The organism is Micromonospora sp. MGP-C2 (assembly GCF_057766525.1).
The window spans coordinates 2,927,547-2,952,341 of record NZ_JBYMEN010000002.1; the positions used below are offsets into that span (position 1 = coordinate 2,927,547).

General features: G+C 72.5%; 21 protein-coding genes. 8 read left to right on the forward strand and 13 right to left on the reverse strand.

Annotated features, from left to right (window positions below):
* Positions 1–109: 109 nt before the first annotated feature.
* The 4 genes from AC3CF1_RS13060 (at position 110) to otsB (ending at position 4,859) form a co-directional block, all read left to right on the forward strand.
* Positions 110–328, forward strand: coding sequence for a hypothetical protein (locus tag AC3CF1_RS13060; RefSeq protein ID WP_355160564.1), 219 nt, complete (start codon positions 110–112; stop codon positions 326–328).
* Positions 329–338: 10 nt separating this feature from the next.
* Positions 339–710 carry a PIN domain-containing protein gene (locus tag AC3CF1_RS13065; protein ID WP_354982237.1) on the forward strand — a complete coding sequence of 124 codons (372 nt, stop codon included), beginning with the start codon at positions 339–341 and terminating at the stop codon, positions 708–710.
* A 142-nt stretch (positions 711–852) separates the two neighbouring features.
* Positions 853–2,253, forward strand: coding sequence for an alpha,alpha-trehalose-phosphate synthase (UDP-forming) (locus AC3CF1_RS13070; RefSeq protein ID WP_088949790.1), 1,401 nt, complete (start codon positions 853–855; stop codon positions 2,251–2,253).
* 26 nt (positions 2,254–2,279) lie between these two features.
* Positions 2,280–4,859, forward strand: a complete 2,580-nt coding sequence (gene otsB, locus AC3CF1_RS13075) for a trehalose-phosphatase (RefSeq protein WP_088949791.1) — start codon at positions 2,280–2,282, stop codon at positions 4,857–4,859.
* A 194-nt stretch (positions 4,860–5,053) separates the two neighbouring features.
* On the opposite strand, the gene cobA is transcribed toward otsB, so the two are convergent.
* The 3 genes from cobA to cobC are packed head-to-tail and all read right to left on the reverse strand — an operon-like array spanning position 5,054 to position 8,584.
* Positions 5,054–6,283, reverse strand: a complete 1,230-nt coding sequence (gene cobA / locus AC3CF1_RS13080; RefSeq protein ID WP_488450560.1) for a uroporphyrinogen-III C-methyltransferase — start codon at positions 6,281–6,283, stop codon at positions 5,054–5,056.
* 40 nt (positions 6,284–6,323) lie between these two features.
* Positions 6,324–7,499 carry a nicotinate-nucleotide--dimethylbenzimidazole phosphoribosyltransferase gene (locus AC3CF1_RS13085; protein WP_488452075.1) on the reverse strand — a complete coding sequence of 392 codons (1,176 nt, stop codon included), beginning with the start codon at positions 7,497–7,499 and terminating at the stop codon, positions 6,324–6,326.
* On the reverse strand, positions 7,499–8,584 hold the full coding sequence (gene cobC / locus AC3CF1_RS13090) for an Rv2231c family histidinol phosphate aminotransferase CobC (RefSeq protein WP_488450561.1): 1,086 nt from the start codon (positions 8,582–8,584) through the stop codon (positions 7,499–7,501). The genes AC3CF1_RS13085 and cobC overlap by 1 nt, the downstream gene beginning before the upstream one ends.
* A gap of 121 nt (positions 8,585–8,705) precedes the next feature.
* Between cobC and AC3CF1_RS13095 the strand changes: the two genes are divergently transcribed.
* The gene (locus AC3CF1_RS13095) at positions 8,706–10,835 is read left to right on the forward strand and encodes a transglycosylase domain-containing protein (protein ID WP_354982240.1); all 2,130 of its coding nucleotides are present in this window, start codon (positions 8,706–8,708) and stop codon (positions 10,833–10,835) included.
* 12 nt (positions 10,836–10,847) lie between these two features.
* On the opposite strand, the gene AC3CF1_RS13100 is transcribed toward AC3CF1_RS13095, so the two are convergent.
* Together AC3CF1_RS13100 and AC3CF1_RS13105 are read right to left on the reverse strand one after the other, a co-directional pair.
* Entirely contained in the window at positions 10,848–11,417 is a 570-nt protein-coding gene (locus tag AC3CF1_RS13100) for a GNAT family N-acetyltransferase (RefSeq protein WP_354982241.1), read from the reverse strand.
* Positions 11,414–12,814 (reverse strand): cobyrinic acid a,c-diamide synthase CobB, encoded by a 1,401-nt coding sequence (locus AC3CF1_RS13105; RefSeq protein ID WP_488450562.1) that lies wholly within the window; start codon positions 12,812–12,814, stop codon positions 11,414–11,416. The genes AC3CF1_RS13100 and AC3CF1_RS13105 overlap by 4 nt, the downstream gene beginning before the upstream one ends.
* A 183-nt stretch (positions 12,815–12,997) precedes the next feature.
* Here AC3CF1_RS13105 and AC3CF1_RS13110 point away from each other — a divergent pair, with 183 nt between their 5' ends.
* Entirely contained in the window at positions 12,998–13,819 is an 822-nt protein-coding gene (locus AC3CF1_RS13110; RefSeq protein ID WP_328371075.1) for an SURF1 family cytochrome oxidase biogenesis protein, read from the forward strand.
* A gap of 115 nt (positions 13,820–13,934) precedes the next feature.
* The gene (locus AC3CF1_RS13115; protein ID WP_488450563.1) at positions 13,935–14,720 is read left to right on the forward strand and encodes a hypothetical protein; all 786 of its coding nucleotides are present in this window, start codon (positions 13,935–13,937) and stop codon (positions 14,718–14,720) included.
* A gap of 10 nt (positions 14,721–14,730) precedes the next feature.
* On the opposite strand, the gene AC3CF1_RS13120 is transcribed toward AC3CF1_RS13115, so the two are convergent.
* The 5 genes from AC3CF1_RS13120 to AC3CF1_RS13140 form a co-directional block, all read right to left on the reverse strand.
* Positions 14,731–16,323, reverse strand: coding sequence for an ATP-dependent DNA ligase (locus AC3CF1_RS13120; protein ID WP_354982245.1), 1,593 nt, complete (start codon positions 16,321–16,323; stop codon positions 14,731–14,733).
* A gap of 84 nt (positions 16,324–16,407) precedes the next feature.
* Complete coding sequence (locus tag AC3CF1_RS13125; RefSeq protein WP_030333429.1) at positions 16,408–16,614, reverse strand: hypothetical protein; 207 nt, start codon at positions 16,612–16,614, stop codon at positions 16,408–16,410.
* A gap of 76 nt (positions 16,615–16,690) precedes the next feature.
* Positions 16,691–18,034 carry a M20/M25/M40 family metallo-hydrolase gene (locus AC3CF1_RS13130; RefSeq protein WP_488452076.1) on the reverse strand — a complete coding sequence of 448 codons (1,344 nt, stop codon included), beginning with the start codon at positions 18,032–18,034 and terminating at the stop codon, positions 16,691–16,693.
* A gap of 36 nt (positions 18,035–18,070) precedes the next feature.
* A complete protein-coding gene (locus AC3CF1_RS13135) occupies positions 18,071–19,216 on the reverse strand; it encodes a M48 family metallopeptidase (protein ID WP_354982246.1) in 1,146 nt (381 codons plus the stop codon).
* Positions 19,217–19,346: 130 nt separating this feature from the next.
* Positions 19,347–20,021 carry a uridine kinase family protein gene (locus tag AC3CF1_RS13140; RefSeq protein ID WP_435794787.1) on the reverse strand — a complete coding sequence of 225 codons (675 nt, stop codon included), beginning with the start codon at positions 20,019–20,021 and terminating at the stop codon, positions 19,347–19,349.
* Positions 20,022–20,412: 391 nt separating this feature from the next.
* Here AC3CF1_RS13140 and AC3CF1_RS13145 point away from each other — a divergent pair, with 391 nt between their 5' ends.
* Positions 20,413–20,814: a rhodanese-like domain-containing protein gene (locus tag AC3CF1_RS13145; protein ID WP_088949799.1), complete on the forward strand. Its 402-nt coding sequence runs from the start codon at positions 20,413–20,415 to the stop codon at positions 20,812–20,814.
* Between the two features lie 225 nt (positions 20,815–21,039).
* On the opposite strand, the gene AC3CF1_RS13150 is transcribed toward AC3CF1_RS13145, so the two are convergent.
* From AC3CF1_RS13150 to AC3CF1_RS13160, 3 genes are all read right to left on the reverse strand, one after another.
* Entirely contained in the window at positions 21,040–22,599 is a 1,560-nt protein-coding gene (locus AC3CF1_RS13150; RefSeq protein WP_488450564.1) for a cobyric acid synthase, read from the reverse strand.
* A complete protein-coding gene (locus AC3CF1_RS13155) occupies positions 22,596–23,600 on the reverse strand; it encodes a cobalamin biosynthesis protein (protein WP_488450565.1) in 1,005 nt (334 codons plus the stop codon). Before AC3CF1_RS13155 ends, AC3CF1_RS13150 begins: the two co-directional genes overlap by 4 nt.
* A gap of 296 nt (positions 23,601–23,896) precedes the next feature.
* Positions 23,897–24,652 carry a single-stranded DNA-binding protein gene (locus AC3CF1_RS13160; protein WP_354982250.1) on the reverse strand — a complete coding sequence of 252 codons (756 nt, stop codon included), beginning with the start codon at positions 24,650–24,652 and terminating at the stop codon, positions 23,897–23,899.
* Positions 24,653–24,795: the final 143 nt, after the last annotated feature.

The window sequence follows — 24,795 nt, forward strand, 5'->3', positions numbered from 1 at the left end:
AGCCGCGTTGCCCGGTCCGGTATCACCCGCTAGCGTCTTCGGTATGACTAAAAAGATCGCCATTAGTGTCCCGGACGACGTGGCGGAGCGATTGGCCACCGAGCCCAACGTGTCCGCATTCGTGACGGAGAGCATCCGCCAACGCATGGTCGGTGAACGAACACGACGGACCCTGGAGCAGCTCGGCTTCAAGATCACCGACGAGGGTCTTGAGGAGGCCGGGCGCAAGTTGGATCAGGCACGCCAGGCAATAACTCCCGAGTTGCGCGCCAAGGCCGCAGCGCTGCTCAACGAGGCGTCCCGAGGACGGATGCAGGTCTGTGACTGACGCAGGACTCGTGCTCGACACGACCGCATTGCTGGCCTACTCCGAAGGAGTGCCGGCCGTTGGCATCCAGATCGCCAAAGTGGCCTACCGCCGGGAGTCGGTGATCATTCCGGCTATGTGCCTCACGGCCGCGTATCGCCGGGTGTCCAACGACGGCTGGCCACTGCTGGACATTGTCGCCGATCTCGAAGCTGTACTCGTCACGCCGGTCGATCACAACATGTGCACCATCCTGGGCGGCTGGTCTCGCTTACTGGGCAGCATCGATCTCGCCCAGGTTGCGATCGAAGCAGCAGCCCGAGCGGTCGTACCGATCATGACGGATCGGCGGGAGTTGCTCGGCGAGGTGCTGCCCAAGGAATGGCCGATCATCGACCTCTGACCCACGGTCTGTCGACAAGATCACCTCTAGGATTCGGTCGGACCGAGGCGGGTAGGAGACTCCGGCACGGGGCACCAGACGCCGCAGCTACGCTCAGTACGCTCATCGCGGTGGACCCGTCAGTACCCGGAGGTGGCCGATCGTGACCGTCCGAAGCTCCTTTGTCGTAGTGGCGAACCGTCTGCCGGTCGACGAGGTGAGCACACCCGAGGGGCGGCAGTGGCGACGTAGCCCCGGTGGGCTGGTCACCGCGCTGCATCCCGTGCTCGCCGAACACCAGGGCACCTGGGTCGGCTGGGCTGGTGGCACCGGCGCGGCTCCCGAGCCGTTCGACCTGGAGGGGATCCGGCTGCATCCGGTCCCGCTCAGCGCCGAGGAGCTGGAGCGCTACTACGAGGGCCAGTCCAACGCGACGATCTGGCCGCTCTACCACGACGCGGTCGAGACGCCGGCCTACAAGCGCCGGTGGCGGGAGGCGTACCGCCTGGTCAACGCGCGGTTCGCGGAGGCCGCGGCGGACGTCGCGGCCGAGGGTGCCACGGTCTGGGTGCAGGACTACCAGTTGCAGTTGGTCCCGGCGATGCTCCGTGAGCTACGTCCGGACCTGCGGATCGGGTTCTTCCTGCACATCCCGTTCCCGCCGATCGAGCTGTTCATGCAGATGCCGTTCCGCACCGAGATCCTGCGCGGTCTGCTCGGCGCCGACCTGGTCGGTTTCCAGCAGCGGCTGGCCGCGCAGAACTTCGTCCGGCTGGCACGGCACCTGCTCGGGCTGCGCTACGAGGGGCAGATGATCCAGGTCGAAGGTCGGCAGGTGAAGGCGGGCGCCTTCCCCATCTCGATCGACACCCAGGAGATGGAGCGGATGGCCGCCGACCCGGCGATCCAGGCCCGGGCGAAGCAGATCCGTGCCGAGTTGGGCGACCCGAAGACGATAATCCTCGGCGTGGACCGGCTGGATTACACCAAGGGCATCGAGTTGCGACTCAAGGCCTTCCGCGAGCTCCTTGCTGACGGAAAGTTGACAGTCCCCGACGCGGTTATGGTGCAGGTGGCCACGCCCAGCCGAGAGCGCGTCGAGCACTACCAGGCACTACGGGTCAAGGTGGAGCGCGAGGTTGGTCGGATTAATGGCGAATTCGGCCGGGTCGGCGTGCCGGCGGTGCATTACCTGCATCAGTCGTACAGTCGCAGTGAACTCGCCGCGATGTACGTTGCCGCCGATGTGATGATGGTGACACCGCTGCGAGACGGAATGAATCTGGTAGCCAAGGAGTACGTCGCGTCTCGCGCCGACCAGGGTGGCGCGCTCGTGCTCAGTGAATTCGCCGGCGCCGCAACGGAGCTGCGCCAGGCCTTTTTGTGTAACCCGCACGACCCGGACGCGGTCAAGGACGCCCTGCTCCGGGCAGTGCACGTGGAGAAAACCGAGGCACGCCGCCGGATGCGGACAATGCAACGTCACCTGCGTACCCACGACGTGGGCCACTGGGCCAAGTCTTTCCTCTCCGAGCTTGGAGTTTCCGAGGCGGAGGCCGAGTGAACACGACCGTCAACGATGGAGCGGCGATGGCCACCGGGGTGATGGACCCCGAGCTGCGCTCCGCCATCGGCCGGATCGCCCGGGTTCCCCAGCTCCTGGTCGCCTGCGACTATGACGGCACACTGGCGCCGATCGTGGAGGACCCGAGCACGGCCGTGCCGCTGCCCGAGTCGGTCGCCGCGGTCCGCGCGCTCGCCGCGCTGCCGCAGACCACAGTGGCGGTCGTCTCCGGCCGGGCGCTGCGCGACCTGGCCGCACTGTCCCGACTGCCCAGCGAGGTGCACCTCGTCGGCAGCCACGGCTCCGAGTTCGACATCGGCTTCGTGGAGCGGCTCTCCCCCGAGCTGGTCGCGGTGCGTCAGAAGGTGCGCAACGCGCTGCGCGACATCGCCTCCGCGCACCCGGGCATCCGGCTGGAACGCAAGCCGGCCAGCGTCGCCGTGCACACCCGAGGGGTCGACCCGGAGGTCGCCGCAGCCGCCATCGAGGCGGTCCGCAACGGCCCGGCGACCTTCGACGGCGTCACCGTGACCCAGGGCAAGGAGGTCATCGAGCTCTCCGTCGTGGCCACCCACAAGGGCACCGCACTCGACCAGCTGCGGACCCAGCTCGCCTCCAGCGCGGTGCTGTTCATCGGTGACGACATCACCGACGAGAACGGGTTCGCCCACCTGCACGGTCCCGACCTCGGCATCAAGATCGGCCCCGGGGACACCCAGGCCAGCTACCGGGTCGCCGACCCGCTGGAGGCCGCCCGCGCGCTGGCGCTGCTGCTGGAGACCCGTCGACACTGGCTGTTCGGCGAGCGGGCGGTGCCGATCGAGCGCCACTCCATGCTGGCCAACGGTCGTACCGTCGCTCTACTCACCCCCGAAGCCAAGGTGAGCTGGCTCTGCCACCCCAAGCCGGACTCGGCGGCGATCTTCGCCGACCTGGTGGGTGGCAGCCCGGCCGGTCACTTCAGCGTCGCCCCGGAACGCGGCGGCATCCCGCTGGGCCAGCGCTACCGCTCCGGCACGATGACAGTGGAGACCCGGTGGTCCGGGCTCACCGTCACCGACTGGCTGGACAAGCCGGCTCGGGAGACCACTCCGGACGACAGCCCCGCGGTCATCACCGGCGACTCGACCCTGATCCGGGTGCTCACCGGCAGCGGCAAGGCCCGGGTGGAGTTCGCGCCGAGGCCCGAGTTCGGTCAGGTCGCCGTGCAGTTGCAGCCGATCGGCGACGGCCTGCTGGTGCTCGGCTCCAACGAGCCTGTCGCGCTCTACGCCCCCGGCGTGGAGTGGGAGGTCGGCAACGACGGCGGGTACGAGACCGCCAAGGCGATCGTCGACCTCTCCGCCGCTGGCGGGCAGGTAGTGCTGGAGTTGCGCTTCGGCACGCACAGCCTTGAGCACCACCGGGTGCCGATCCACGAGCGGCAGGCCGCCGCCGAGCAGCCGTGGAAGGACTGGGTGGCCTCACTTCGGCTGCCGTCCACCAGTCGCGACCTGGTCGCCCGCAGCGCGCTCACCCTCCGTGGGCTCTGCCACGAGGCCACCGGCTCGATCCTGGCCGCGGCGACCACCTCGCTCCCCGAAGAGCTGGGCGGCGTCCGCAACTGGGACTACCGCTACTGCTGGCTGCGCGACGCGGCGTTGACCGCCCGCGCGCTGGTCGACCTCGGTTCCATCGAGGAAGCCGAGGCACTGCTGCGCTGGGTGGACGGCTGCATCGAGCGCACCGGCGGCCACCCGGAACGCCTGCACCCGCTCTACACCATCGACGGGTACGAGCTGGGCGCCGAAGCGGTCATCGACACGCTGCCCGGCTACGCCGGCTCCCGGCCGGTCCGCGTCGGCAACCTCGCCAACCACCAGTTGCAGCTGGACGTCTTCGGCCCGATCGCCGACCTGATCGCGGCCGTCGCCGACGCGCGCGGCTCGGTCCGCGACGACGAGTGGCGGGTCCTGGAGAACATGGTCGAGGCGGTTCGGCGCCGCTGGCACGAGCCCGACCACGGCATCTGGGAGGCCCGGCTGCCACCACGGCACCACGTGTTCTCCAAGGTGATGTGCTGGATGACAGTGGACCGCGCCCTGCACGTGATGCGGGAGCACGGCGGCGAGGACCGGCCCGAGTGGAAGGACCTGCGCGACCGGATCGGCTCCAACGTGCTGGAGCACGGCTGGCACGCCGACGTCGAGGCGTACAGCGTCGCGTACGGCGACGAGGACATGGACGCCTCGTCGCTCTGGATCGGGCTCTCCGGCCTGCTTGCCGGTGACGACCCGCGCTTCCTGTCCACCGTCCTGCGCATCGAGGCGGATCTGCGCAGCGGCCCGGTCGTCTACCGCTACCACTGGGACGACGGCCTGCCCGGCCGTGAGGGCGGTTTCCACATCTGCACGGCGTGGCTGATCGAGGCGTACCTGCGCACCGGTCGCCGCACCGACGCCGAGGAGCTGTTCGCGCAGATGGTGCTCACCGCCGGGCCGACCGGGCTGCTCCCCGAGCAGTACGACCCGCTCGCCGAGCGCGGCCTGGGCAACCACCCGCAGGCGTACAGCCACCTCGGGCTGATCCGCTGCGCGCTGCTGCTGGACAACATGCTCAAGCAGTAGTTCGACCGCACGTAGGACGGGCCGGAGTGCTAGCGCTCCGGCCCGTCGCACTATCCGGGACGCGCAGTCCATGCCTCTGGTCGATCAAGCAGTTACGGTGCCCGATTTCGAGCTACAACGGCTGCTTTGTCACCCACCACAACTCCATGATCGACGGAGTGGGGGGCGGGAGTGGGGGGGCGGGGGCGGGGCGTTCAGGCGTCCAGCGTGCCCACCACGTCGCCCACCACGACGACCGCGGGCGGACGCAGGTCGGCGGCGAGCGCCTCGGCGGCCACCGCGTCGAGCGTCGACCGCAGCACCCGCTGGGCACCTGTGGTGGCCTCCTGGACGACGGCGGCCGGCGTCTGTGGCGGCCGGCCGTGCGCGATCAGGGTGGCCGTGATGGCGGCGAGGTTCTTCAGCCCCATCAGGATCACCAGGGTGCCGCGCAGACCCGCGAGGGCGTCCCAGCGCACCAGGGAAGCTGGCGAGTCGGGCGCCAGGTGCCCGGAGACCACTGTGAACTCGTGGGCCACCCCACGATGGGTGACCGGGATGCCGGCCGCGGCCGGCGCGGCGATCGAGCTGGTCACCCCCGGCACGACGGTCACCGGCACGCCGGCCTCCGCGCACGCCAGCAGTTCCTCGCCGCCCCGCCCGAAGACGTACGGATCACCGCCCTTGAGGCGCACCACGAAGGCACCGGCCAGGGCGCGGTCGACCAGGATCTGATTGATCTCCTCCTGCGCCCGGGACGGGCCGTAGGGGATCTTCGAGGCGTCCACCAGCTCGACGTCGGGGCGCAACTCGTCCAGGAGCAGCCCCGGCACCAGGCGGTCGGCGACCACAACGTCCGCCTCGGTGAGCAGCCGCCAGCCTCGGACGGTGATCAGCTCGGGGTCACCCGGCCCGGCCCCGACCAGCGCCACCCGCCCGGCGGTCGTCCCGCTGGAAGCATCGGAACGGCCGGCGATCCCGTCCGGTGCCAGGCGGACGGCGAGCAGGTCGCGGATCGCGTCGCGGACCGTCATCGCCCGGCGCGGATCGCCGCCGCCGAGCACCGCGACGGTGACCGGGCCGTGCCGGGTCACCGCCGGGGTCCAGGCGGTGGCGGCCGTGCGGTCGTCGGCCCGGACGCAGAAGATCCGCCGCTCGGCGGCGACGGCGCTCACCGAGGCCGCCGCCAGCGGGTCGTCGATCGCGACCTGGACCAGCCACGCGCCGTCCAGGTCCTCGGGCACGAACCGGCGCGGTACCCAGTGCAGCCGTCCCGCGTCGACCCGGGCGCGCAACGCCGGGGTCAGCTCCGGTGCCACCAGCAGGACGTCCGCACCGGCGTCCAGCAGCGCGGGCACGCGCCGGGTGGCGACCGCGCCACCGCCCACCACGACCACCCGCCGCCCGTCGAGCCGCAGACCCAGGGGGTACGGATTGGAGGTCACGCCGCACCACCGGGGCGGACGACTCGCTCGCTGCGTGTGGTCACTTCTCGGCCACGCCGGCGGAGTCGAAGGTGGCTACCTCGTGCAGCACCCGGACGGCACCGGTGACCACGGGCAACGCCAGCAGCGCGCCGGTGCCCTCGCCGAGGCGCAGCCCCAGGTCGATCAGCGGGTCGAGGCCGAGGTGTCGCAGTGCCACAGTGGCGCCGGGCTCGGCCGAACGGTGACCGGCGACCATGGCACCGACCGCTGCCGGGGCGAACGCGGCGGCGGCCAGCGCGGCCGAGACCGCGATCACGCCGTCCAGCAGCACCGGCGTCCGGCGGGCCGCGGCACCCAGGATCAGCCCGGCCAGCGCGGCGTGCTCCAGGCCACCGACGGCGGCCAGCACACCCAGCGGGTCGGCCGGGTCGGGCGAGTGCCGGGCCAGCGCGGAGCGCACCACGGCGACCTTGTGGGCGTACGTCGGGTCGTCGATCCCGGTGCCCCGGCCGGTGGCGTCGAGCGGGTCGGCACCGGTGAAGGCGGCGATCAGCGCGGCGGCCGGGGTGGTGTTGCCGAGGCCCATGTCACCGGTGAGCAGGATGCCGGCCCCGGCGTCGATCAGCTCGTCGGCGATCCGGATGCCGGTCTGCAGCGCCGCCAGCGCCTCGTCCCGGGTCAGCGCGGCGGTCACCGTGAAGTCGCGGGTGCCCCGGCGGACGGACGCGACAACCAGTCGGGGCACCGCCGGGTCGAGCACCGCCGGCTCGGACCCAGCCGGCTCGGGCCCAGCCGGATTGAGCCCAGCTCGGTCGGGCCCAGCCGGCTCGGACCCAGCCCGGTCGGCCCCAGCCGGATCGTCGACCGGTCCGGTGGGCAGCGGGGTGGCCACACCGACGTCGACAACGGTGACCGACGCGCCGGCCTGTCGGGCGAACGCGTTGACCACCGCCCCGCCGGCCAGGAAGTTGCCGATCATCTGCCCGGTGACCTCCTGCGGCCACGGGCTGACCCCCTGGGCGTGCACCCCGTGGTCGCCGGCGAAGATCGCCACGGCGGCCGGCTCGGGCAGCGGCGGTGGGCAGGCCCCGGCCAGCCCGGCGAGGCGTACCGAAAGTTCTTCCAGAGCGCCCAGCGAGCCCGCCGGCTTGGTCAGCCGGCCGTGCAGCTCGCGGGCGTCGGCCATGGCCGCTTCGTCCGCCGGTCGGATCGCCGCGATCGTGGTCTCCAGCATCATGCCTCCATGGTCTCGCGCAGCACCTCGATGAACGCGTCGGTGGTGTTACGGTCGCGCACCGCCACCCGCAGCCAGTCCGGGCCGAGGCCGGGAAACGTGTCGCCTCGGCGTACCGCCCAGCCCCGCTCCCGCAGGGCGGCTCGGATCGCGCTCGCGCCCGGCAGGTGCAGCAGGACGAATGCGCTGGCGGGGCGGCCGACGACGCGTACACCGGGCAGGTCGGTCAGGCGGGCGACCAGGTGGTCGCGGTCGGTGGCGAGGTCGGCGGCGATCGCGCGTTCGGCCTGCACCGCGACGGCGGTGGCGCAGGCGGACGCGGCGGCCAACGCGGGTGTGGAGACGGCCCAGAGCGGCTGGACGGCGGCCAGCCGGGTCAGCAGCTCCGGAGCGCCGAGCAGGTAGCCGATCCGGAGACCGGCCAGGCCCCAGGTCTTGGTGAGGCTGCGCAGCACGAGCAGCCCCGGAACGTCGCGCCGCTCGGCCAGCGACTCCGGTTCGCCGGGATGGCCGGGGGCGATGGTGGTGTCGGCGAACGCCTCGTCGACCACCAGCACCCGGCCGGGACGGGCCAGCGCGGCCAGCGTCTGCGCCGGGTGCAGCACCGACGTGGGGTTCGTCGGGTTGCCGATCATCACCAGGTCGGCGTCGGCGGGCACCCGGGACGGGTCGAGCCGGAAATCGTCGGCGGGGTCCAGCAGCACCCGCCCGACCGCATGTCCGGCGGCCCGCAGCGCCGCCTCCGGCTCGGTGAACTGGGGGTGCACCACCACCGGTCGGCGCACCCCGCGCAGCGCCTGGGCGATCAGCACGAAGCCCTCGGCCGCGCCTGCGGTGAGCAGCACCTCGTTCGGGTGACGGCGGTGTCGGGCGGCGACCGCCGCCCGGGCCGCCGTCGGGTCCGGATAGCGCGCCAGGTCGGTCAGGGTCGCGGCGATCGGGCCGGCCAGCCAGGCGGGAGGCGCTGCCTGGCGGACGTTGACGGCGAGGTCGATCAGGCCTTCGGTCGCCTCCGCGTCGCCGTGGTGCGCGAGGTCCGGCTCGGCCCCGGCGGTCGGGACCATCCCACTCGGCTGATCAGACATGTCCGCGATCCTGCCGGGAAGGTGGCCGGTGGGACAGTCGATCTCGGCGTAAGCCACGTCACCACCCGCCGGTTTAAGAGTTCTTCTCAGGTATGAATCGGAAATGTCATAACTTGGCCATGTGAGTAACCGACCCCTTGCTGCCGCTGGTCGACTCGTCCCTCTACTTCGCGCCGGGCTGATCGCCGGAATCGTGATCGCCGCCGCCGCGTACCCACTGGTCGCCGTCACCGGGCTCGGCGCGAAGGCCACCGCGCACGCCACGGAGCAGAAGACCAGACTGCTGACCACCGCGTTGCCCGCCGAGACCTCGTACGTCTACGCCCCGGACGGCAAGACCGTGCTGACCATGTTCTACGAGGAGTACCGGCAGTACACCAAGCTGTCGGACATGTCGCCGAACATCCAGCAGGCGATCGTCGCCGCCGAGGACTCACGGTTCTACCAGCACCACGGCGTCGACCCGAAGGGCGTGGCCCGCGCCTTCGTGTCCAATGCCCGCTCCGGCGGCTCCCAGGGTGCGTCGACGCTGACCATGCAGTACGTCCGGATGGCCCTGCGGGACAGCGCGACCACGCCCAAGGAGGTCCAGGAAGCCACCCAGCAGACCAGCCTTCGCAAGGTCAAGGAGATGCGGATGGCGCTGGACCTGGAGAAGGAGATGAGCAAGGAGCAGATCCTGGAGCGCTACCTGAACTCGGCGTACTTCGGGCACCGGGCGTACGGCATCTACGCGGCCAGCGAGATCTTCTTCTCCAAGACCCCGAAGAACCTCACCCCGGTCGAGGCCGCCACCCTCGCCGGGCTGGTCAAGTCCCCGTCGGAGTACGACCCGGCCGACTCCGACCAGAAGGAGGCCACCGGGCGGCGTGACTACGTGCTGGACCGGATGAGCCAGCTCGGTTACCTCTCCCCCGACTCGGCCGCCGCCGCCAAGTCCGAGCCGATCCGGCTGAAGCTGACGACCCCGCCGCACGACTGTGCCGCGGTGGCGGAGAAGTACAACAGCTGGGGCTTCGCCTGCGACTACCTGAAGAACTGGTGGAGCGCGCAGCCCGCGTTCGGGGCGAACCGGCTGGAACGCATGGACAAGCTGCGCCGGGGCGGCTACCGGATCGTGCTCAGCATCGACCCGAAGATCCAGGAGGCGGCGGAGAAGAACGTCGGTTCCAAGGAGGCCACCGGCAGTCCGTTCGCCAACGGAATCGTGGTCTCCGAGCCGGGCACCGGGCGGGTCAAGGCGATGGCGGTGAACCGGACGTACTCGCTGGATCTCAGCGAGAACCCGCAGAGTTCCAATCCCGAGGCCGGGCCGAAGGTGAAGGCCAACTACCCGAACACTGTGGCGCCGCTGCTCGGCGGCGGTGACCTGGCGGGCTACCAGGCCGGGTCGACGTTCAAGATGTTCCCGATGCTGGCCGCGCTGGACTCGGGGATGACGCTCTCCACCTCGTTCAACGCGCCCTACCGCTACCGGTCGTCCGTCTACGACGGGTGGGCGCCCTCCAACGCCAGCGGCGCGATGACGGGTCAACAGACCATGTGGTCCGGTTTCGGCAAATCGGTCAACACGTACTTCGTCTGGTTGGAGGAGAAGGTCGGCGCTGACCGGGCGGTCCGGTTGGCCGAGCAGCTCGGGCTGCGGTGGCGCACCGACGTCGACCGGGACCACGCGTCCCCGGACAAGGCGAAGCAGTGGGGCGCGTTCACCCTGGGGGTCTCCGACGCCACCCCGCTGGAGATGGCGAACGCCTACGCCGCCATCGCCGCCGACGGTCGCTACTGCGAGGCGATCCCGGTGCAGTCGATCATGAACCGGGACGGCACGCCGACCACGTACGCCACCCCGGGCGGCATCCATCGCGAGGTGGCCAAGCCTCGCTGCCGGCAGGTGGTCAGCGCGGACGCCGCTCGGGCGGCCACCGACGCGGCCCGCTGCCCCACCGGCGACACCCCGGCGCGCGGAAGCTGCGGCGGCTGGTCCACCGCCGACAGCGTGCGGGGCACAGTCGGACGCCCGGTGGCCGGCAAGACCGGTACCACCGACAGCACACGATCCGCCTGGTTCGTCGGCTACACACCGGAGTTGGCCGCGGCGAGCTTCATCTCCGACCCGGACAATCCGTTCAACGCGGTCGGTGACGGGCAGTCCCAGATCCCGATCAAGGCGGTGTCGGAGACGCTGCGCGACGGCCTGAAGGGCACACCGACCCGCCAGTTCACCCCACCGTCGGACGCGATCGTCGGCTGACCAGCCGGCGGGTCAGCGCAGGTCGGCGGCGACGAACGACCAGAGTTCGAGATCCACCCGGCCGCCGCCGACCAGCCCGGCGTTGCGCAGCAGGCCCTCGTAGCTGAACCCCGCCTTCTCGGCGACCCGGCGCGAGGCCAGGTTGCCGGGTGCCACCCGCAGCTCGACCCGTTGGAAGCCGTGCTCCAGGATCAGCGCGATGGCCACCGCGTCGACGGCCTCGGCGGCGAAGCCGAAGCCCCGCGCGTGTGGCGCCATCGCGTAGGAGACCTCGGTGAGACGGGCACCCCAGTCGGTGCGCCGCGTCCACAGCGAGCCCACCACCTGGTCGTCCTCGCGTCGGACCACCGCATAGTGGTCACCCTCGCCGCTGTCCCGCCGCTGCCGGGCCAGCTCCGTGCACCAGGCGTGCCCGTCGATCGGGCCGGAGTCGTCGGGCAACGGCAGCCAGCGCCGGGTCAACTTGTCGGCGAAGATCTCACCGGCCGCCTCCGCGTCCGCCGCGGTGAGTCGCCGCACCTCCGTACGCGGGGTGGAGACGGTCAACGCCGGGAAGCGGCGCACCGCCACCTGACCGATCACGCCGGCACCCCGCCGGGCTGCACCGGCACCCCCTCGTTCGTCGGCTCGGCCGCCGCGGCGACCAAGCGAGCCGCCGTCGCCGGATGACCGGCCCAGTGCAGGGTGAGCTGCGAGGCGTGCACGTTGCGCCAGACGAACCCCTCCGGCGTGCCGCCCTCCCAGCTCCACGCCGGCCGCTGACCAGCGCGGGGGGTGAGCACCGCACGGTGCGCCTTGTGGCCGACCAGCACCGTACCCTGGGCGGCGACCACGCTGTCGGTCTGAGCGGTCGCCTCCCGGTAGCCGGCCACCAGACCGTCCCGGCTGACACCGATCGCGTCCAGGACACCGCACATCGGCAGCCCGTCCAACTCCCGGGCCAGCCAGAGCAGCCCGGCGCCCTCGGCGACCACCGGACGCCCGGTCCGCGCCAGCTCGGCCACCGCGATGCAGAGCCGCCGGTTGGCCGACAACTGCTCGGCGTACGCCTCGGGCAGCGCGCCACCGATGACCAGCGCGCGGGTGCCGACCGGCAGCGCCTCGTCGCGCAGCGGATCGACGGTGACGATCTCGGCGCCGGCGGCGCGCAGCAACTCGGCGGTCTCCGGGTGGCTGAAGCTGCCGCCCGGCCCGCCGGCCAGCGCCACCAGCGGGCGGTCCGCCGGGGCGGTGAACGCGCCGAGGGCCTCCTCGGGAGACCAGGCGGGGGCGGGCAGCTCTGGGGCGGAGCGGGCCAGCCCGAGCAGTCGTTCCAGGTCGACAGTGGCGGCGACGGCCTCGCCCAGCCGACGGACCGCGCGGACGGCGTCGGCGGAGCCGTCGACCACCGGTGCCACACCGTGCCGCCGCGACGGCAGCACCGCCGGCAGGTCCTGGCGACGCAGCGCACCGTAGACCGGCACACCCACGTCGTCCAACGCCTCGCGCAGCATCGCCTCGTGCCGCGACGACGCCACCCGGTTGAGGATCACCCCGCCGAGCCACAACTGCTCGTCGTACGAGCGGAAACCGTGCACCAGGGCCGCCACCGACTGACCCATCGCGGCCACGTCGACGACGAGCACCACCGGGCTGCGCAGCGCCGCGGCCGCGGCGGCCGTCGACTCCTGCTCCGGGCGACCACCGACCGCGTCGTACAGACCCATGCTGCCCTGCACCACGGCGAGCCCGGCACCGGCGGCACCGTGCGCCACCAGCGGGGCGAGCCGGTCCATGCCGACCAGCCGGGGATCGATCACCCGACCCGGCCGACCGGAGGCGAGGCCCAGGTAGGCGGCGTCGACGTGGTCCGGCCCGAGCTTGAACCCGGCGACGTCCACCCCCCGCTCGGCGAGCGCAGCGAGCAGCCCGATCGCCAGCGCGTTCTTACCGTGCCCGGAGGACGGTGCGCTGAGCACCAGGCGCGGCACGACGGTCATCATCGACTCCTCGCGAGCGGTGGCGGGTACGCGACGGGACGACCGGGGCCGATCCGTCGGCGTGACGATACCCGTCCGGCTGGAGAGGTGAGCACCGCCAACCGGGGCCACCGGACCGGTTCCTGGCACGGCTCCGGCCCGGTCCAGGTCAGTGGCGCCGGTCATACGAGTAGCCTCGGTGCCGTGTACCGGTTCCTGCTGAGCCCACGCTGGCTGGGCGCTCTCGCGCTGACCCTGGTTGCCGCCGCCGTCATGGTGTTCCTCGGCAACTGGCAGCTGGACCGCTACCGGGGGCGTACCGAGGTCAACGAGCGGATCGACGCGGGCCAGCGGATGGCCCCGACGCCACTGGCCGACGCGCTGCGCGCTCCCACCGGCGGCGCGGGCACGACAGGCCCGGCCCCCGCCGAGGACAAGGTCTGGACGCGGGTGACAGTCACCGGCCGGTACGACCCGACGAACACCGTGCTGGTCCGTGGTCGGACGGTGGACAGCCGGGTCGGCTTCGAGGTGCTCACCCCGCTGGTGCTCGCGGATGGCACGGCGCTGCTGGTGGACCGGGGCTGGATCCCGCCGGCGCCGGGTGGGGCAACCGCCCAGCCGCAGGTGCCGGCCGTGCCGACCGGCGATGTGACAGTCGTCGGGCGTGTGCATGAGACCGAGAGCGGCGCCGGCGCGGTGGCCCGGCGCGACGGGCGGCTGGAGATCCGACGGATCGGGGTGTCACGCCTGGCGGGCGAACTGCCCTACCCGGTCTACGGCGCCTATCTGCTGCTGGACGAGCAGACCCCGGCGGCCGACCCGGTCTTCAAGGCGGTGCCGGTCGGGCACGCCAACAACTGGCAGAACTTCGGCTACGTCGTGCAGTGGTGGCTCTTCGCGGTGATGGCCCTGTTCGGCTACGGCTGGGTGGCGCGCCGCGAGGCACGCCGCGCCGCCGGCCTCGGCACCACCCCGGCTCCGCTGGACCGGGCGGCCGAGCCCACACCGAGCGCGTCCGCCTGACCGGCCCGGCCCGACCCGGTCCGGTCCGCTGACTCAACCGGACACTCGGGGGCACCGGGCACACCACGGCAGCCGGTAGTCTCCGCCGGGTGTTCACCTCACGTTGGGGGTCCCGATGAGCGTGGATCCCACGGCACCGCTGCCCGAGCCCGTTCCGGAGACCCGGGCGCACCCGCCGATCGACCCGTGGGCCGCCGAACCACCGACCGCGCCACTGCCGACCAGCGCACCTGCCGCGCCGTTTCCGACGACGGCACCCCCGGAAGCCGCGGCTTCCGGCCTACCGCCGACGACACCATTCCCGGTCACGCCGGCACCAGCGCAGTTCTCCGGGCCTCCGGCACAGTTCTCGGCACCACCCGCGCAGTTCTCCGCACCGCCCGCTCCCTTCTCCGGGCCGCCATCCCAGCCGGCCGGGGCATGGGGACCGGCCCAGCCGGCCGAGGGATGGACGCCGGCCCAGCCGGCCGGGGCGTGGCCGGCGGTCGGGCCGTACCCGCCGACCCCGATGGCGGTGCCCCCGGCCCTGGCCGGCTACCCCAGCGGGCCGGAGGTGGTCGCGGTGCAGATCGCCGAGATCGCGGTCAGCCCACCCGTCATCCGTACGCCGGCCGGAGTGCTGCCGCTGGCCGGGGCGACCTGGCACGTGGCCGACTACTGGCAGCGCGAGGAGAAGGTGGCCACCTGGGCACTGGTCTGCGCCATCGTCGGTTTCTTCTGCCTGTTCGTCTTGAGTTTGCTCTTCCTGCTGGTCAAGGAGACCCGGCACCACGGCACCGTCCAGGTGACGGTGACCAACGGCGCGCAGCAGTACGTGGCCCGGATCCCGGTCGCCGATCAGGCTCAGGTGGCGCACATCAACAACCAGGTGAACTACGCGAGGTCGCTGTCCAGCAGGTGACCCGGGCCCGTCAACCGGTGGGACGCCCGGCGTGGATGGCGCGGACGGCGTCGATGGTGTCCGCCTCGGCGGCGGACTTGTCATCGCGATACCGCACCACCCGGGCGAACCGCAGCGCCATCCCCCCGGGATAGCGGGAGCTGGTCTGCACCCCGTCGAAGGCGATCTCCACCACCTGCTCAGGCCGGACGCGGACCACCCAGTCGCCGCGCTCGACCGCGAGGTCGAGGAACCGCTCGGTCTGCCACCGCAGCAGCTCGTCGGTGAGCCCCTTGAACGTCTTGCCGAGCATGACGAAGTCGCCGGTGTGCGGGTCGCGCGCGCCCAGATGCAGGTTGGACAGCCAACCCTTGCGCCGGCCACTGCCCCACTCGACGGCGAGCACCACCAGGTCGAGGGTGTGCCGGGGCTTGACCTTGACCCAGGCGGCACCGCGCCGGCCGGCGTCGTAGGGGGCGTCCGGCGCCTTGACCACCACGCCCTCCTGCCCGGCGTCGAGCGCGGCGGCGAACGCGGCGGCGGCCTGCTCGGGGCCGTCGACCTCCATCCGACCGACCAGCAGCGACGAGTCGACCGCGCCGGCGAGGGCGGCCCACCGCTCCCGGCCGGGCAGGTCGATCAGGTCCTCGCCGTCGAGGTGCAGCAGATCGAAGAAGTACGGAGTGAGCACTGTCGCGCCGGTGCTGGCGGCTGCCGCGAGCACCGCCGGGGCGACCGGAGTGCGGCCGGTGGTGCTGGGGGTGGTGCGTCGGGCGGCCCGACTGGAGGTCTGCTGGAACGGCAACGGACGGCCCGTCTCGTCCAGGCCGATCGCCTCGCCGTCGAGCACCAACTCGCGGCCCGGCAGGGCCCGGACCGCGGCGACCACCTCGGGAACCCGGGCGGTGATCTCGTCGAGGCTGCGGGTGAAGACGGCGATGTCGGCGCCCGAGCGGTGCACCTGGATGCGGATGCCGTCGAGCTTCACGTCGACCACCGCCGGCGTGCCGGTCGCGGCGAGCGCCTCGTCGACAGAGGGGGCGCTCTGCGCCAGCATCGGCGCCAGCGGCCGGCCGACCTGAAGGCCGAACCCGGCCAACTCGGCGGCCCCGCCGGACAGCGCGGCCACCGCCACGGCACGCAGGTCACCGGCGAGCAGCAGGGCCCGTCGGACCGTCGCCACCGGCACCTCGGCGGCCCGGGCGACCGCGTCGGCGAGCAACCCCGCCTGGGCGCCCTGGCGCAGCTCGCCGCTGAACAGGCCGGTGAGCAGACGCTGCTCCTCGGCGGTCGCCGCCGCGTAGAGGGCACCGAGCAGCGCCCGCCGGCGGGCCTGCGAACCCGTGCCCGCCACGGCGGCGATCTGCTCGATGGCCGCGTCCACGGACGCCACCGTCAACGTCGGCTCGGCGGCCGGTGGCGGCAGGTCACGCAGGCTCGCGTAGCCCACCCCGGTCTGTCGTTGGCGCAGCTCACCGGCCAGATAGCCGGCACCGGGCTCGACCTCGCCCGGGTCGAGCCGGCGCAACGCGTCAGCCAGCAGCTCCACCTTGGCCCGCCGGCCGCTGGTGGCGCTGACGGCAGCGGAGGTGGCTGCCAGGTCGAGGAACCGCACGCAGCTCATCCTGCCAGTCACCTCCGACACCGCCCGGGCATTGCCGTGCCCGGGCGGTGTCGGCAGGTTGCCGCCCACCAACGCGGACGACGATCAGGCGGAGACGGGCTCCTCGATGCGCAACCCCCGGGCACGGACCTCGCCAGCGACACGGGAGAGCACCGAGTCGAGGGCGACCAGTGCGGCGGAGAGCTCACCGAGCTGTTCGTTGAGCGTGTCCTCGGACCACGCGGAGACGTCGACGTCCCCCAGCGCGCTGACAGCGGCCCCCAACCGGGCCATCACCTCGTTCGTACTCATGTACGAAAGGCTATAACAGCTGACCATCCGACACGCCGTAAACTCGCAGATCAGGCCCGAAATCGCCGTCCGTGACCTAACTACGCGCAGCGGCGACATTGCCGAGCAGCAACGCCTCGGCGAGGCAGACCTTGGCGAACTCACCCAGGTGCAGACTCTCGTTCGGGCCGTGCGCACGGGCGTGCGGGTCCTCCACGCCGGTCACCAGGATCGCCGCATCCGGGAACATCTCCTGGAAGGTGGCGATGAACGGGATCGAACCGCCGATGCCGACGTCCACCGGGTCGGTGCCGTCCCAGGCAGCCCGGAAGGCCGACCGGGCGGCGTCGAACATCGGCCCGGACGCGTCGATCACGCACGGGTTGCCGTCGTGCTCCAGGCTGACGGTCACCTGGGCACCCCACGGAGCGTGCTTCTCCAGGTGCGCGCGAATCGCCGCGTACGCCCGCTTGGGGTCGTCACCGGGAGCGAGGCGGACGTTGAGCTTCGCCTTCGCGGCCGGGACCAGGGCGTTCGGCGCCTCACTGGTGGACGGCGCGTCGATGCCGAGCACCGCCACCGCGGGCTTGGTCCAGAGCCGGTCGGTGATCCGGCCGGTGCCGATGAACTGGACGCCGTCGGCCAGCCCGGCCTCGTTCCGGATCCGGTCCTCGGGGTAGTCGACGGTGGCGCCCTCCCGGCCGACCAGCCCTTCCACCGCCACGTCGCCGGCGTCGTCGTGCAGCGTCGACAGCAGGCGGACCAGCGCGGTGAGCGCGTCCGGCACGGCACCGCCGAACATGCCGCTGTGCACCGCGTGGTCCAGCGTGCGCACCTCGACGAAACAGTTGACGACGCCGCGCAGCGAGGTGGTCAACGCCGGTACGCCGATGTCCCAGTTGCCGGAGTCAGCGATCACGATGACGTCCGAGGTGATCTCGTCGCGGTGCTCGATCAGCAGCTGCTCCAGCGAGTCGGAGCCGTACTCCTCCTCGCCCTCGATGAAGAGCACCACACCGACCGGCAGCGCGTCCCCGTACGCCCGCAGCGCCGCGACGTGCGCCATGATGCCGGCCTTGTCGTCAGCCGCGCCCCGGGCGTAGAGCCGGCCGTCGCGCTCCACCGGCTCGAACGGGTCAGACTCCCACAGCGACCGGTCGCCGACCGGCTGCACGTCGTGGTGGGCGTAGAGCAGCACGGTGGGCGCACCGGGCGGAGCCGCCCGACGGCCGATCACCGCGGGCTGACCGCCGGAACGCACGATGTCGACGTCCAGGCTGCAGCCGCGCAGCAGTTCGGCGACCGCCTCGGCGGAACGTTCCACGTGTGAGTGGTCGAAGCCCTCGAAGGCGATGCCGGGGATGCGGACGAGACGTTCCAGGTCGGCGCGTACGCCGGGCATCTCCCGCTCGACGGCGGCCCGCACCTCGGACTCGGACATGATCGGTGAGGTCATGACCGGCATCGTATGCCGGCCTTACCCCGACGTGCTGGCCGAGCCCGTACCGTCACCGCCGCCCGACGGCCCGGTGCCCGCCCGCGCACCGGGTGCGGCCCGGCCGGCGCGCTGGGCGCGGCCGGCTGCCTCGGTGGCGGCGTCCATCCAGGAGCGGGCCCGACCGGCGGTGCCGCCGACCCACTCGCCCACGTCGCTGGCGCCGTCGCCGAGCCGGCGCAGCAACCCGACCAACGGGTCGCTGGACCGGCTGAACTCCTCCCGGTACGAATCGGCAGCGGCCTTGATCTCCTCCGACACGCTGGTCGAGCTGTCGTCGTCGCGGCGCGGATAGTCACCGGCCAGCACCTGCCCGTACGCCCCGGAGTCGATCCACTGGCGGAGCTGCGCCGCCCGGGCCACCGGGGCCGGATGGGTGCTCCACGCCGTCATTCTGATCTTGTGCAGGCTGTCGCGCAGGTCGCCGCCGCCGGCGTACTCGGCGGCCTGCTCCAGGAACGCGGCGGTGTCGATCTGGGACAGGTCACCGCCGCCCGCGAGCTTCATGAGCAGACGCAGCGCGGCCGCCGGGTCCTGCCCGGCGAGCAGACCGGCCCGGTCGGCGGACAACTCGGCCTTGCGCCACCACTCCAGCATCGCCGCGATGATCGCCCGCAGCGCGATCGCTCCCACCGGCAACCAGCTCAGGTTGGCCGCCCACCGGGTGAGGATCATGAGCATCGTCTTGTAGACCGCGTGCCCACTGCCCACATGCCCCAGCTCGTGGCCGAGCAGGCAGCGCAGCTCGTCCTCGTCGAGGTGCTGCACGCAGGCGGAGTTGAGCACGATGAACGGCCGTTCCAGGCCCACGGCCTCGGCGCCCAACCAGGGCGACTGGGTCACGTACAGCTCGGGCAGTTCCGCCACGTCGAGCGCCGCCGCGGCCTCGGCGTAGCGCTGCCACACCGCCGGGTACTGCCGGTGGTCGACCCGGATCCCCGAGGCGAGCACGGACAGCCGGAAACCACGCTCGTTCCACATGCCGAAGAACGACCGCACCACGTCGTCGAACCCGCGCAGCTCCCGCAGGGCGACCAGAGCGCCCCGGTCGGCCGGATGCTCCCAGGCCCGCGAGCTGATGCCGGTGAGGGTGATCCGGCGCCGCGCGGGCGTGTCCGTTGCCGACATGATGAGTCCCCCGATCGCCGCGCCCTGGGTGCTTCGCGTCGTGCCGTTGGCCGCCGTCCCGCCCAGTGCCCTGCCGGTGGCGGCCCTCTCGCATCGTGCCGTAGCCGCTGGCGGACGTCCATGCCCCCGCTCAACCGATGCGAAGGTAGTACCGGTCCGAGTCGTGCGGCAGCGTCGGCGCGCCATCCACCAGCAGGTCCGCGTGGTCGGCAGTGTCGTCGGCCGCGAAGTGCGCCTGCTCACCGACGTGCCAGCGACGCAGCTCGGGCAGGATCTCCGGCCCGTCCCGGGCGACCGCGCGCTCCAACCGCAACGAGGCAGGCGCGGTGACGAACACGGCCAGGGTCAGCTCCGGCCGGACGACCGCACGGGCCGCGGTGACCCCCTCCAACACCAGCACCGGCGCGACCGGAACCGGAACCGGCCGAGGCAGGAAGCTCTGCCGCACCCAGCTGTAGCGCCGGTAGGCGCCCGGCCTCCCCTCCCGCAGCGGACCGAGCACCCCCTCGTCGAGTCGGGGCCAGAAGGTGACCTGGTCGTCCCAACCGTCGAGCAGGTCGTCGGTGTGCACCACGGGCGGCCGGCCGCCGGACAGCGCCGCCAGGGCATCCGCGAGGCGCGCGGCGAACCGGCTCTTGCCCGCGCCACTCGGCCCGTCGACCGCGACCAGCCGGGTCCGCCCCAACCGCGCCGGGCCCGCGAGCACCCGACGGGCCAGTTCGGCGTACGCCTCGACCACTGCCACTGACGACCTGCCAGTCCGACGACCGGCCGGTCCCCCGACGTCATCGGCCGTTCCGGTGATGTCCACGGCCCTCCGCTGCGGTGCCGGCCGTCCGGTCTCGGGACTCCGCGCGGCCTCGCTGTGTGGTGCCGGCCGTCCGGCCTCGGGGCTCAGCCCAGCCTCGCGTGGTGCATGACCGAAAGTATGCCGCCGGCGCCGCCCGCCCGGGTGATCGACTCCGATTCATTGAAATAGGGGCATCCCGGTCGACCGGACACCGCGATTTCCGCAAACCCGGGTGGATCACGCCGTATCAGCGGCCTGACCGGGCCGGCTGACACGTCCGACTGACCGCCCCTGGCCGGCCGTCGTCACGTCCGGGGGAATTGGGGCGGCCACGGGTGACGGGCGGCCCGTTCGCCGCCCCGGGGTGCCACCGAATCGGCATCATCGGGTGGTGCTCCGAGATGTGATGAGCCCCGGTATCGACGCCCTGCTCGAACAGGCCCGTGCCGGGCTGCACCGACTGACTCCGCAGCAGACCGTCGAGGCGGTCCGCGGCGGTGCGCTGCTGGTCGACACCCGCACCGATCTGCAACGCCGCGAACAGGGCGACCTGCCGGGCGCGGTCGTCATCGACCGTACCGTGCTGGAATGGCGGCTCGATCCAGCCAGCGCCTGGCGGATCCCGGAGGCGACCGGGTACGACCGGGAGATCGTGCTGGTGTGCCGGCAGGGCTACAGCTCCAGCCTGGCCGCCGCCAGTTTGCAGACCCTCGGGCTGCGTCGGGCCACCGACATGATCGGCGGCGTCGACGCCTGGCTCGCCGCCGGCCTGCCGACAACCGACCGCCCCGCCGACATCCGCCCCTAGTCCTCCATCACCCCGCCCAGGTGCACCACCGGGCGTCGCCGCGCACTGCGCACCAGCCGCACGGGCCCCGCCCCGTCTCGCCCCGCCCTCGCCCCGTCGATCATGGAATTGTGGTGGGGGATGAAAGGGGTTGGTCGGAGCACAACGGGCACCACAAGTGCATGATCGACCACGGCCAGCGAGTCCACGGCGGACGGAGGTGCGCCGGCGGTGGAGGCTGGGGGGCTAGTTCTGAGGCGGCGTGGTGGTTGGTGGGGGGCCGGGCGGGATGAAGGGGAGGCCCGCCGGTGGCCCGGTTTCGATGAGACGCCAGAGGGCGTCGGTGTCCAGGTGTTCCTCGACGAGGTCACCGAGCAGATCGAGCGAGCGTTCCCGGGCGGCCGCGAAGCTGGTGGCCGGTGCGACCCGGAAGCCGGTACGGCCGGCCAGGCGAGCCGCCTCGGTGAGGAACCACCGGCGGAACCCGTCGGACTCGAACGCCCCGTGCCAGTGCGTGCCGTGCACCGCGCCGAGTACGGCTCCCTCGCCGACACCGTCGTCGCCGATCAGCAGCGGGGCCAGGGTGGGGTCGGTGTGCGAGACGTACCCGTGGTGGATCTCGTAGCCGCGCACCGGAAGGCCACCGTGGGCGGTGCCCACCGACTGCCGGACGGTCTTGCGCGGATCGAACGTGATCTCGATGGGTAGCAGGCCCAGCCCCGGCACGCTGCCCTGCCGGCTCTCCACCGCGTCATGGATGGCGCGGCCGAGCATCTGGAAGCCGCCGCAGAGGCCGAGCAGTGGCTTGCCGCCCGCCACGTGTGCGGCAACCGCGTCGGCGAGGCCCGTTTCGCGCAGCCAGGCGAGGTCGGCGACGGTTGACTTGGAGCCGGGGAGGACGACCAGGTCGGCGGCGGCCAGCTCGGCTGGTTCGATGGTGAGGCGTACGCGGACACCCGGCTCGGTGGCCAGCGCCTCCACGTCGGTGGCATTGCTGATCCGGGGCAGGCGGACGACGGCCACGTCCAGCCATTCGGTGCCGTGTGGGGCGGCGGGGCGGCCGAGCACACGGCCGTAGGCGAGTGAGTCCTCCGCGTCGAGCCACAGGTCCAGTGCCCAGGGCAGCACCCCGTACGTGGGACGGCCGGTGACGTGACGCAGCATGTCCAGCCCCGGCTGGAGCAGCCCGAGGTCACCTCGGAACTTGTTGATCACGAAGCCGGCGATCAGGGCCTGGTCGGCGGGGTCGAGCAGCGCCACGGTGCCGAACATGGAGGCGAAGACGCCACCCCGGTCGATGTCGCCGACCACGATGGTGGGCAGGTTGGCGTGCCGGGCCAGCCCCATGTTGACGTAGTCACCAGCCCGCAGGTTGATCTCGGCAGGGCTGCCGGCACCCTCGCAGATCACCACGTCGTACGTCTCCCGCAGCTCGGCCAGCGCCGCGTACGCGGTCTCGGCGAGCCGGGGACGCAGGTGCCGGAAGGTGCCGGCGGTGATGGTGTCGACGGCCTCGCCGAGCAGCACCACCTGACTCGCCAGGTCACTGCCCGGCTTGAGCAGCACCGGGTTGAACCGCAGATCGGGCGCGAGCCCACAGGCTGCGGCCTGCATGGCCTGGGCTCGTCCGATCTCGCCACCACGCCCGTCCGGCCCGACGACCACCGCGGAGTTGTTCGACATGTTCTGTGCCTTGTACGGCGCCACCTTCACGCCCTGCCGGTGCAGCCACCGGCAGATCCCGGCGGTGAGCACGCTCTTGCCGGCGTCGGAGGTCGTGCCGGCGACCAGCAGCCCGCCGCTCACCGCCCACGCCCACCGGTCACGGCGGCCAACCCGCGCCGGCCCACGGCGCCAACCAGACGGCCGAGGGTCACCGGGTACGCGGCCGCCAACCCCACGGCCGCCAACCCGACAGCGCCGGAGATCCGGGCGGCACGCTTCAGGTGCCGCGCCTCCGGGCGGGGGCCGTCGCCGAGGAACGGCCGCACCTCGGAGCGCCCGAAGTAGATGTTGCGGCCACCGAGGCGGACGCCGAGCGCGCCGGCCATGGCCGCCTCGCACTGGCCGGCGTTGGGGCTCGGGTGGTCGTTGCGGTCACGCCGCCACACCTGCCAGGCCCGTTGCCGATCCCCGTGGGCGACGGGCGCGACAGCGATGGTGAGCAGCCCGGTCAGCCGGGACGGCACCAGGTTGAGCACGTCGTCCAGCCGCGCGGCCGGAGTGCCGAACCGTGCGTAGCGCGCCGACCGGTGCCCGACCATCGCGTCGAGGGTGTTCGCCGCGCGGTAGCCCAGCAGCCCGGGCAGACCGGCGACCGCGCCCCAGACCAGCGGGGCGACGACCGCGTCGGACGTGTTCTCGGCGACCGATTCGACAGTGGCGCGGGCCAACTCGGACTCGCCCAGCGTCGACGGGTCCCGTCCGCAGAGGTGACCGAGACGTTGACGGGCTGCGGGAAGGTCACCGGCGCGCAGCGTCCGACCCATGACTGTGGCCTCGTGCCGCAGCGTGCGACCGCCCAGGACGGTCCACGTGCTGGCGGCCACGAGCACCGCCCGGGCCACCGGTCGGTGCCGGGTGGCCGCCGTGGCGACGGCCCCGAGCAGCACCGGCCCGCCCACGGCCAGCGCGGTGAACGCCACACCCGCCGTACGGTCCGGCCGGTAGAGGCGGCGCTCCAACGCTCCGGCGGCCTGACCGAAGCCGGCCACCGGATGCCACCGGCGCGGGTCACCGAGCAGCCTGTCGAGCGCGTACCCGGCCAGCAGCCCCACCGCGTTCGCCACCGGCGCTGTCCGTCGCACCCGCACCACCTCCGGCCGGCCAGCCTAGACGAGCAACCCGTGAACCAGCCCGGCCCACGGTGCTTCACCAGTGAAGGACGCTTCGTGGCACGCCAGGCGGGCCGGCCCTTCAGTTGTTGTCACGCGGGGTGACGACGCTGATCGCATCGCCACCCCGCCCCCGTCGTGCCGTTACGTCCGGTGCGGTGCTGCCGAACCGCCGACCGACGAGCCGCCACCGAGCGGTGACGATCGGCGTGGCGCCCGACCGGCACGGGATCGTCAGGCGCCCGGCCCGCGAGGGCCGGACCGATGGGTCATGCCGGCTGCGGGACCCGGCCCCGGCCACGCCGCCCCCGACCGGACTGCGCGGGCTCCGGCTGACCCTCGTCCGGCACCGGCTCCAGCTCGTCGTCCAGGTCAGCGTTGTCCTCGTCCTCCTCGGGTGGGAGGGGCAGGTCGTCGTCGAGGTCGGGCAGGACGTCGACCGGCCCGATCCGCCCGCCGCTCGGGACGAGATCACCATCCACCGGGCCGTCGGCGAACGGGCTGGTGCGCAGCGCGGCGTAGTCGGGCAGCTCGAAGTCATCGTCCAGCGGGCGGTCGTCGGGCAGCACGGGCGCCTGCCCGGCCGGGACCGGCTCGGTGGGCTCGCCGTGCACGCGGCTCTCGGCCTCCGCGTCCTCCACCGTGCTGGTCGTGACACTGGGCCGGTTACGTAGGAACCGGGCCCGCCCTCGGGACAGGTCGTGGCCGAGGGCGACCGCCTCCAACTCGTAGAGGGTGCGGTGGTTGCCGGCGTCGTCGGTCCAGTCGCGGGTGTAGAGCCGCCCGCAGACCACCACCGGATCGCCGACCATGACCGATGCCGCCACGCCCTCGGCGAGCTTGCGCCAGCAGTTGACGCGGACGCGCAGTGAGTTGCCGTCGACCCACCGACCGCTGTCGCGGTCGAGCCGTCGGGCGGTCGAGGCGACCTTGAAGTTGGCCACCAGGGTGTTGCTCTGGGTGGTACGCCGCCACTCGGGCGTTGTCAGCACATTGCCGACGATTGTCACGTAGGTGTCGAACATCGTCCCTCCAGGGGGATTGGGGCCTGCCAGCGCGAGTCGACTCGACAACGAGCCTCTGCGCTGGGGGCGGCCATCACCAGCGCCCCACCCCCGACCTGTGGACAACGAGGGCACCTGTGGATAACGCCCTGATCACGCGCTCG

Coding starts and splice junctions, on each gene's coding strand:
- otsB (WP_088949791.1), top strand. CDS start 2,280: ATGGCCACCGGGGTGATGGACCCCGAGCTGCGCTCCGCCATCGGCCGG.
- AC3CF1_RS13085 (WP_488452075.1), bottom strand. CDS start 7,499: ATGCTGGAGACCACGATCGCGGCGATCCGACCGGCGGACGAAGCGGCC.
- cobC (WP_488450561.1), bottom strand. CDS start 8,584: ATGTCTGATCAGCCGAGTGGGATGGTCCCGACCGCCGGGGCCGAGCCG.
- AC3CF1_RS13105 (WP_488450562.1), bottom strand. CDS start 12,814: ATGACCGTCGTGCCGCGCCTGGTGCTCAGCGCACCGTCCTCCGGGCAC.
- AC3CF1_RS13115 (WP_488450563.1), top strand. CDS start 13,935: ATGAGCGTGGATCCCACGGCACCGCTGCCCGAGCCCGTTCCGGAGACC.
- AC3CF1_RS13120 (WP_354982245.1), bottom strand. CDS start 16,323: ATGAGCTGCGTGCGGTTCCTCGACCTGGCAGCCACCTCCGCTGCCGTC.
- AC3CF1_RS13125 (WP_030333429.1), bottom strand. CDS start 16,614: ATGAGTACGAACGAGGTGATGGCCCGGTTGGGGGCCGCTGTCAGCGCG.
- AC3CF1_RS13130 (WP_488452076.1), bottom strand. CDS start 18,034: ATGTCCGAGTCCGAGGTGCGGGCCGCCGTCGAGCGGGAGATGCCCGGC.
- AC3CF1_RS13135 (WP_354982246.1), bottom strand. CDS start 19,216: ATGTCGGCAACGGACACGCCCGCGCGGCGCCGGATCACCCTCACCGGC.
- AC3CF1_RS13145 (WP_088949799.1), top strand. CDS start 20,413: ATGAGCCCCGGTATCGACGCCCTGCTCGAACAGGCCCGTGCCGGGCTG.
- AC3CF1_RS13160 (WP_354982250.1), bottom strand. CDS start 24,652: ATGTTCGACACCTACGTGACAATCGTCGGCAATGTGCTGACAACGCCC.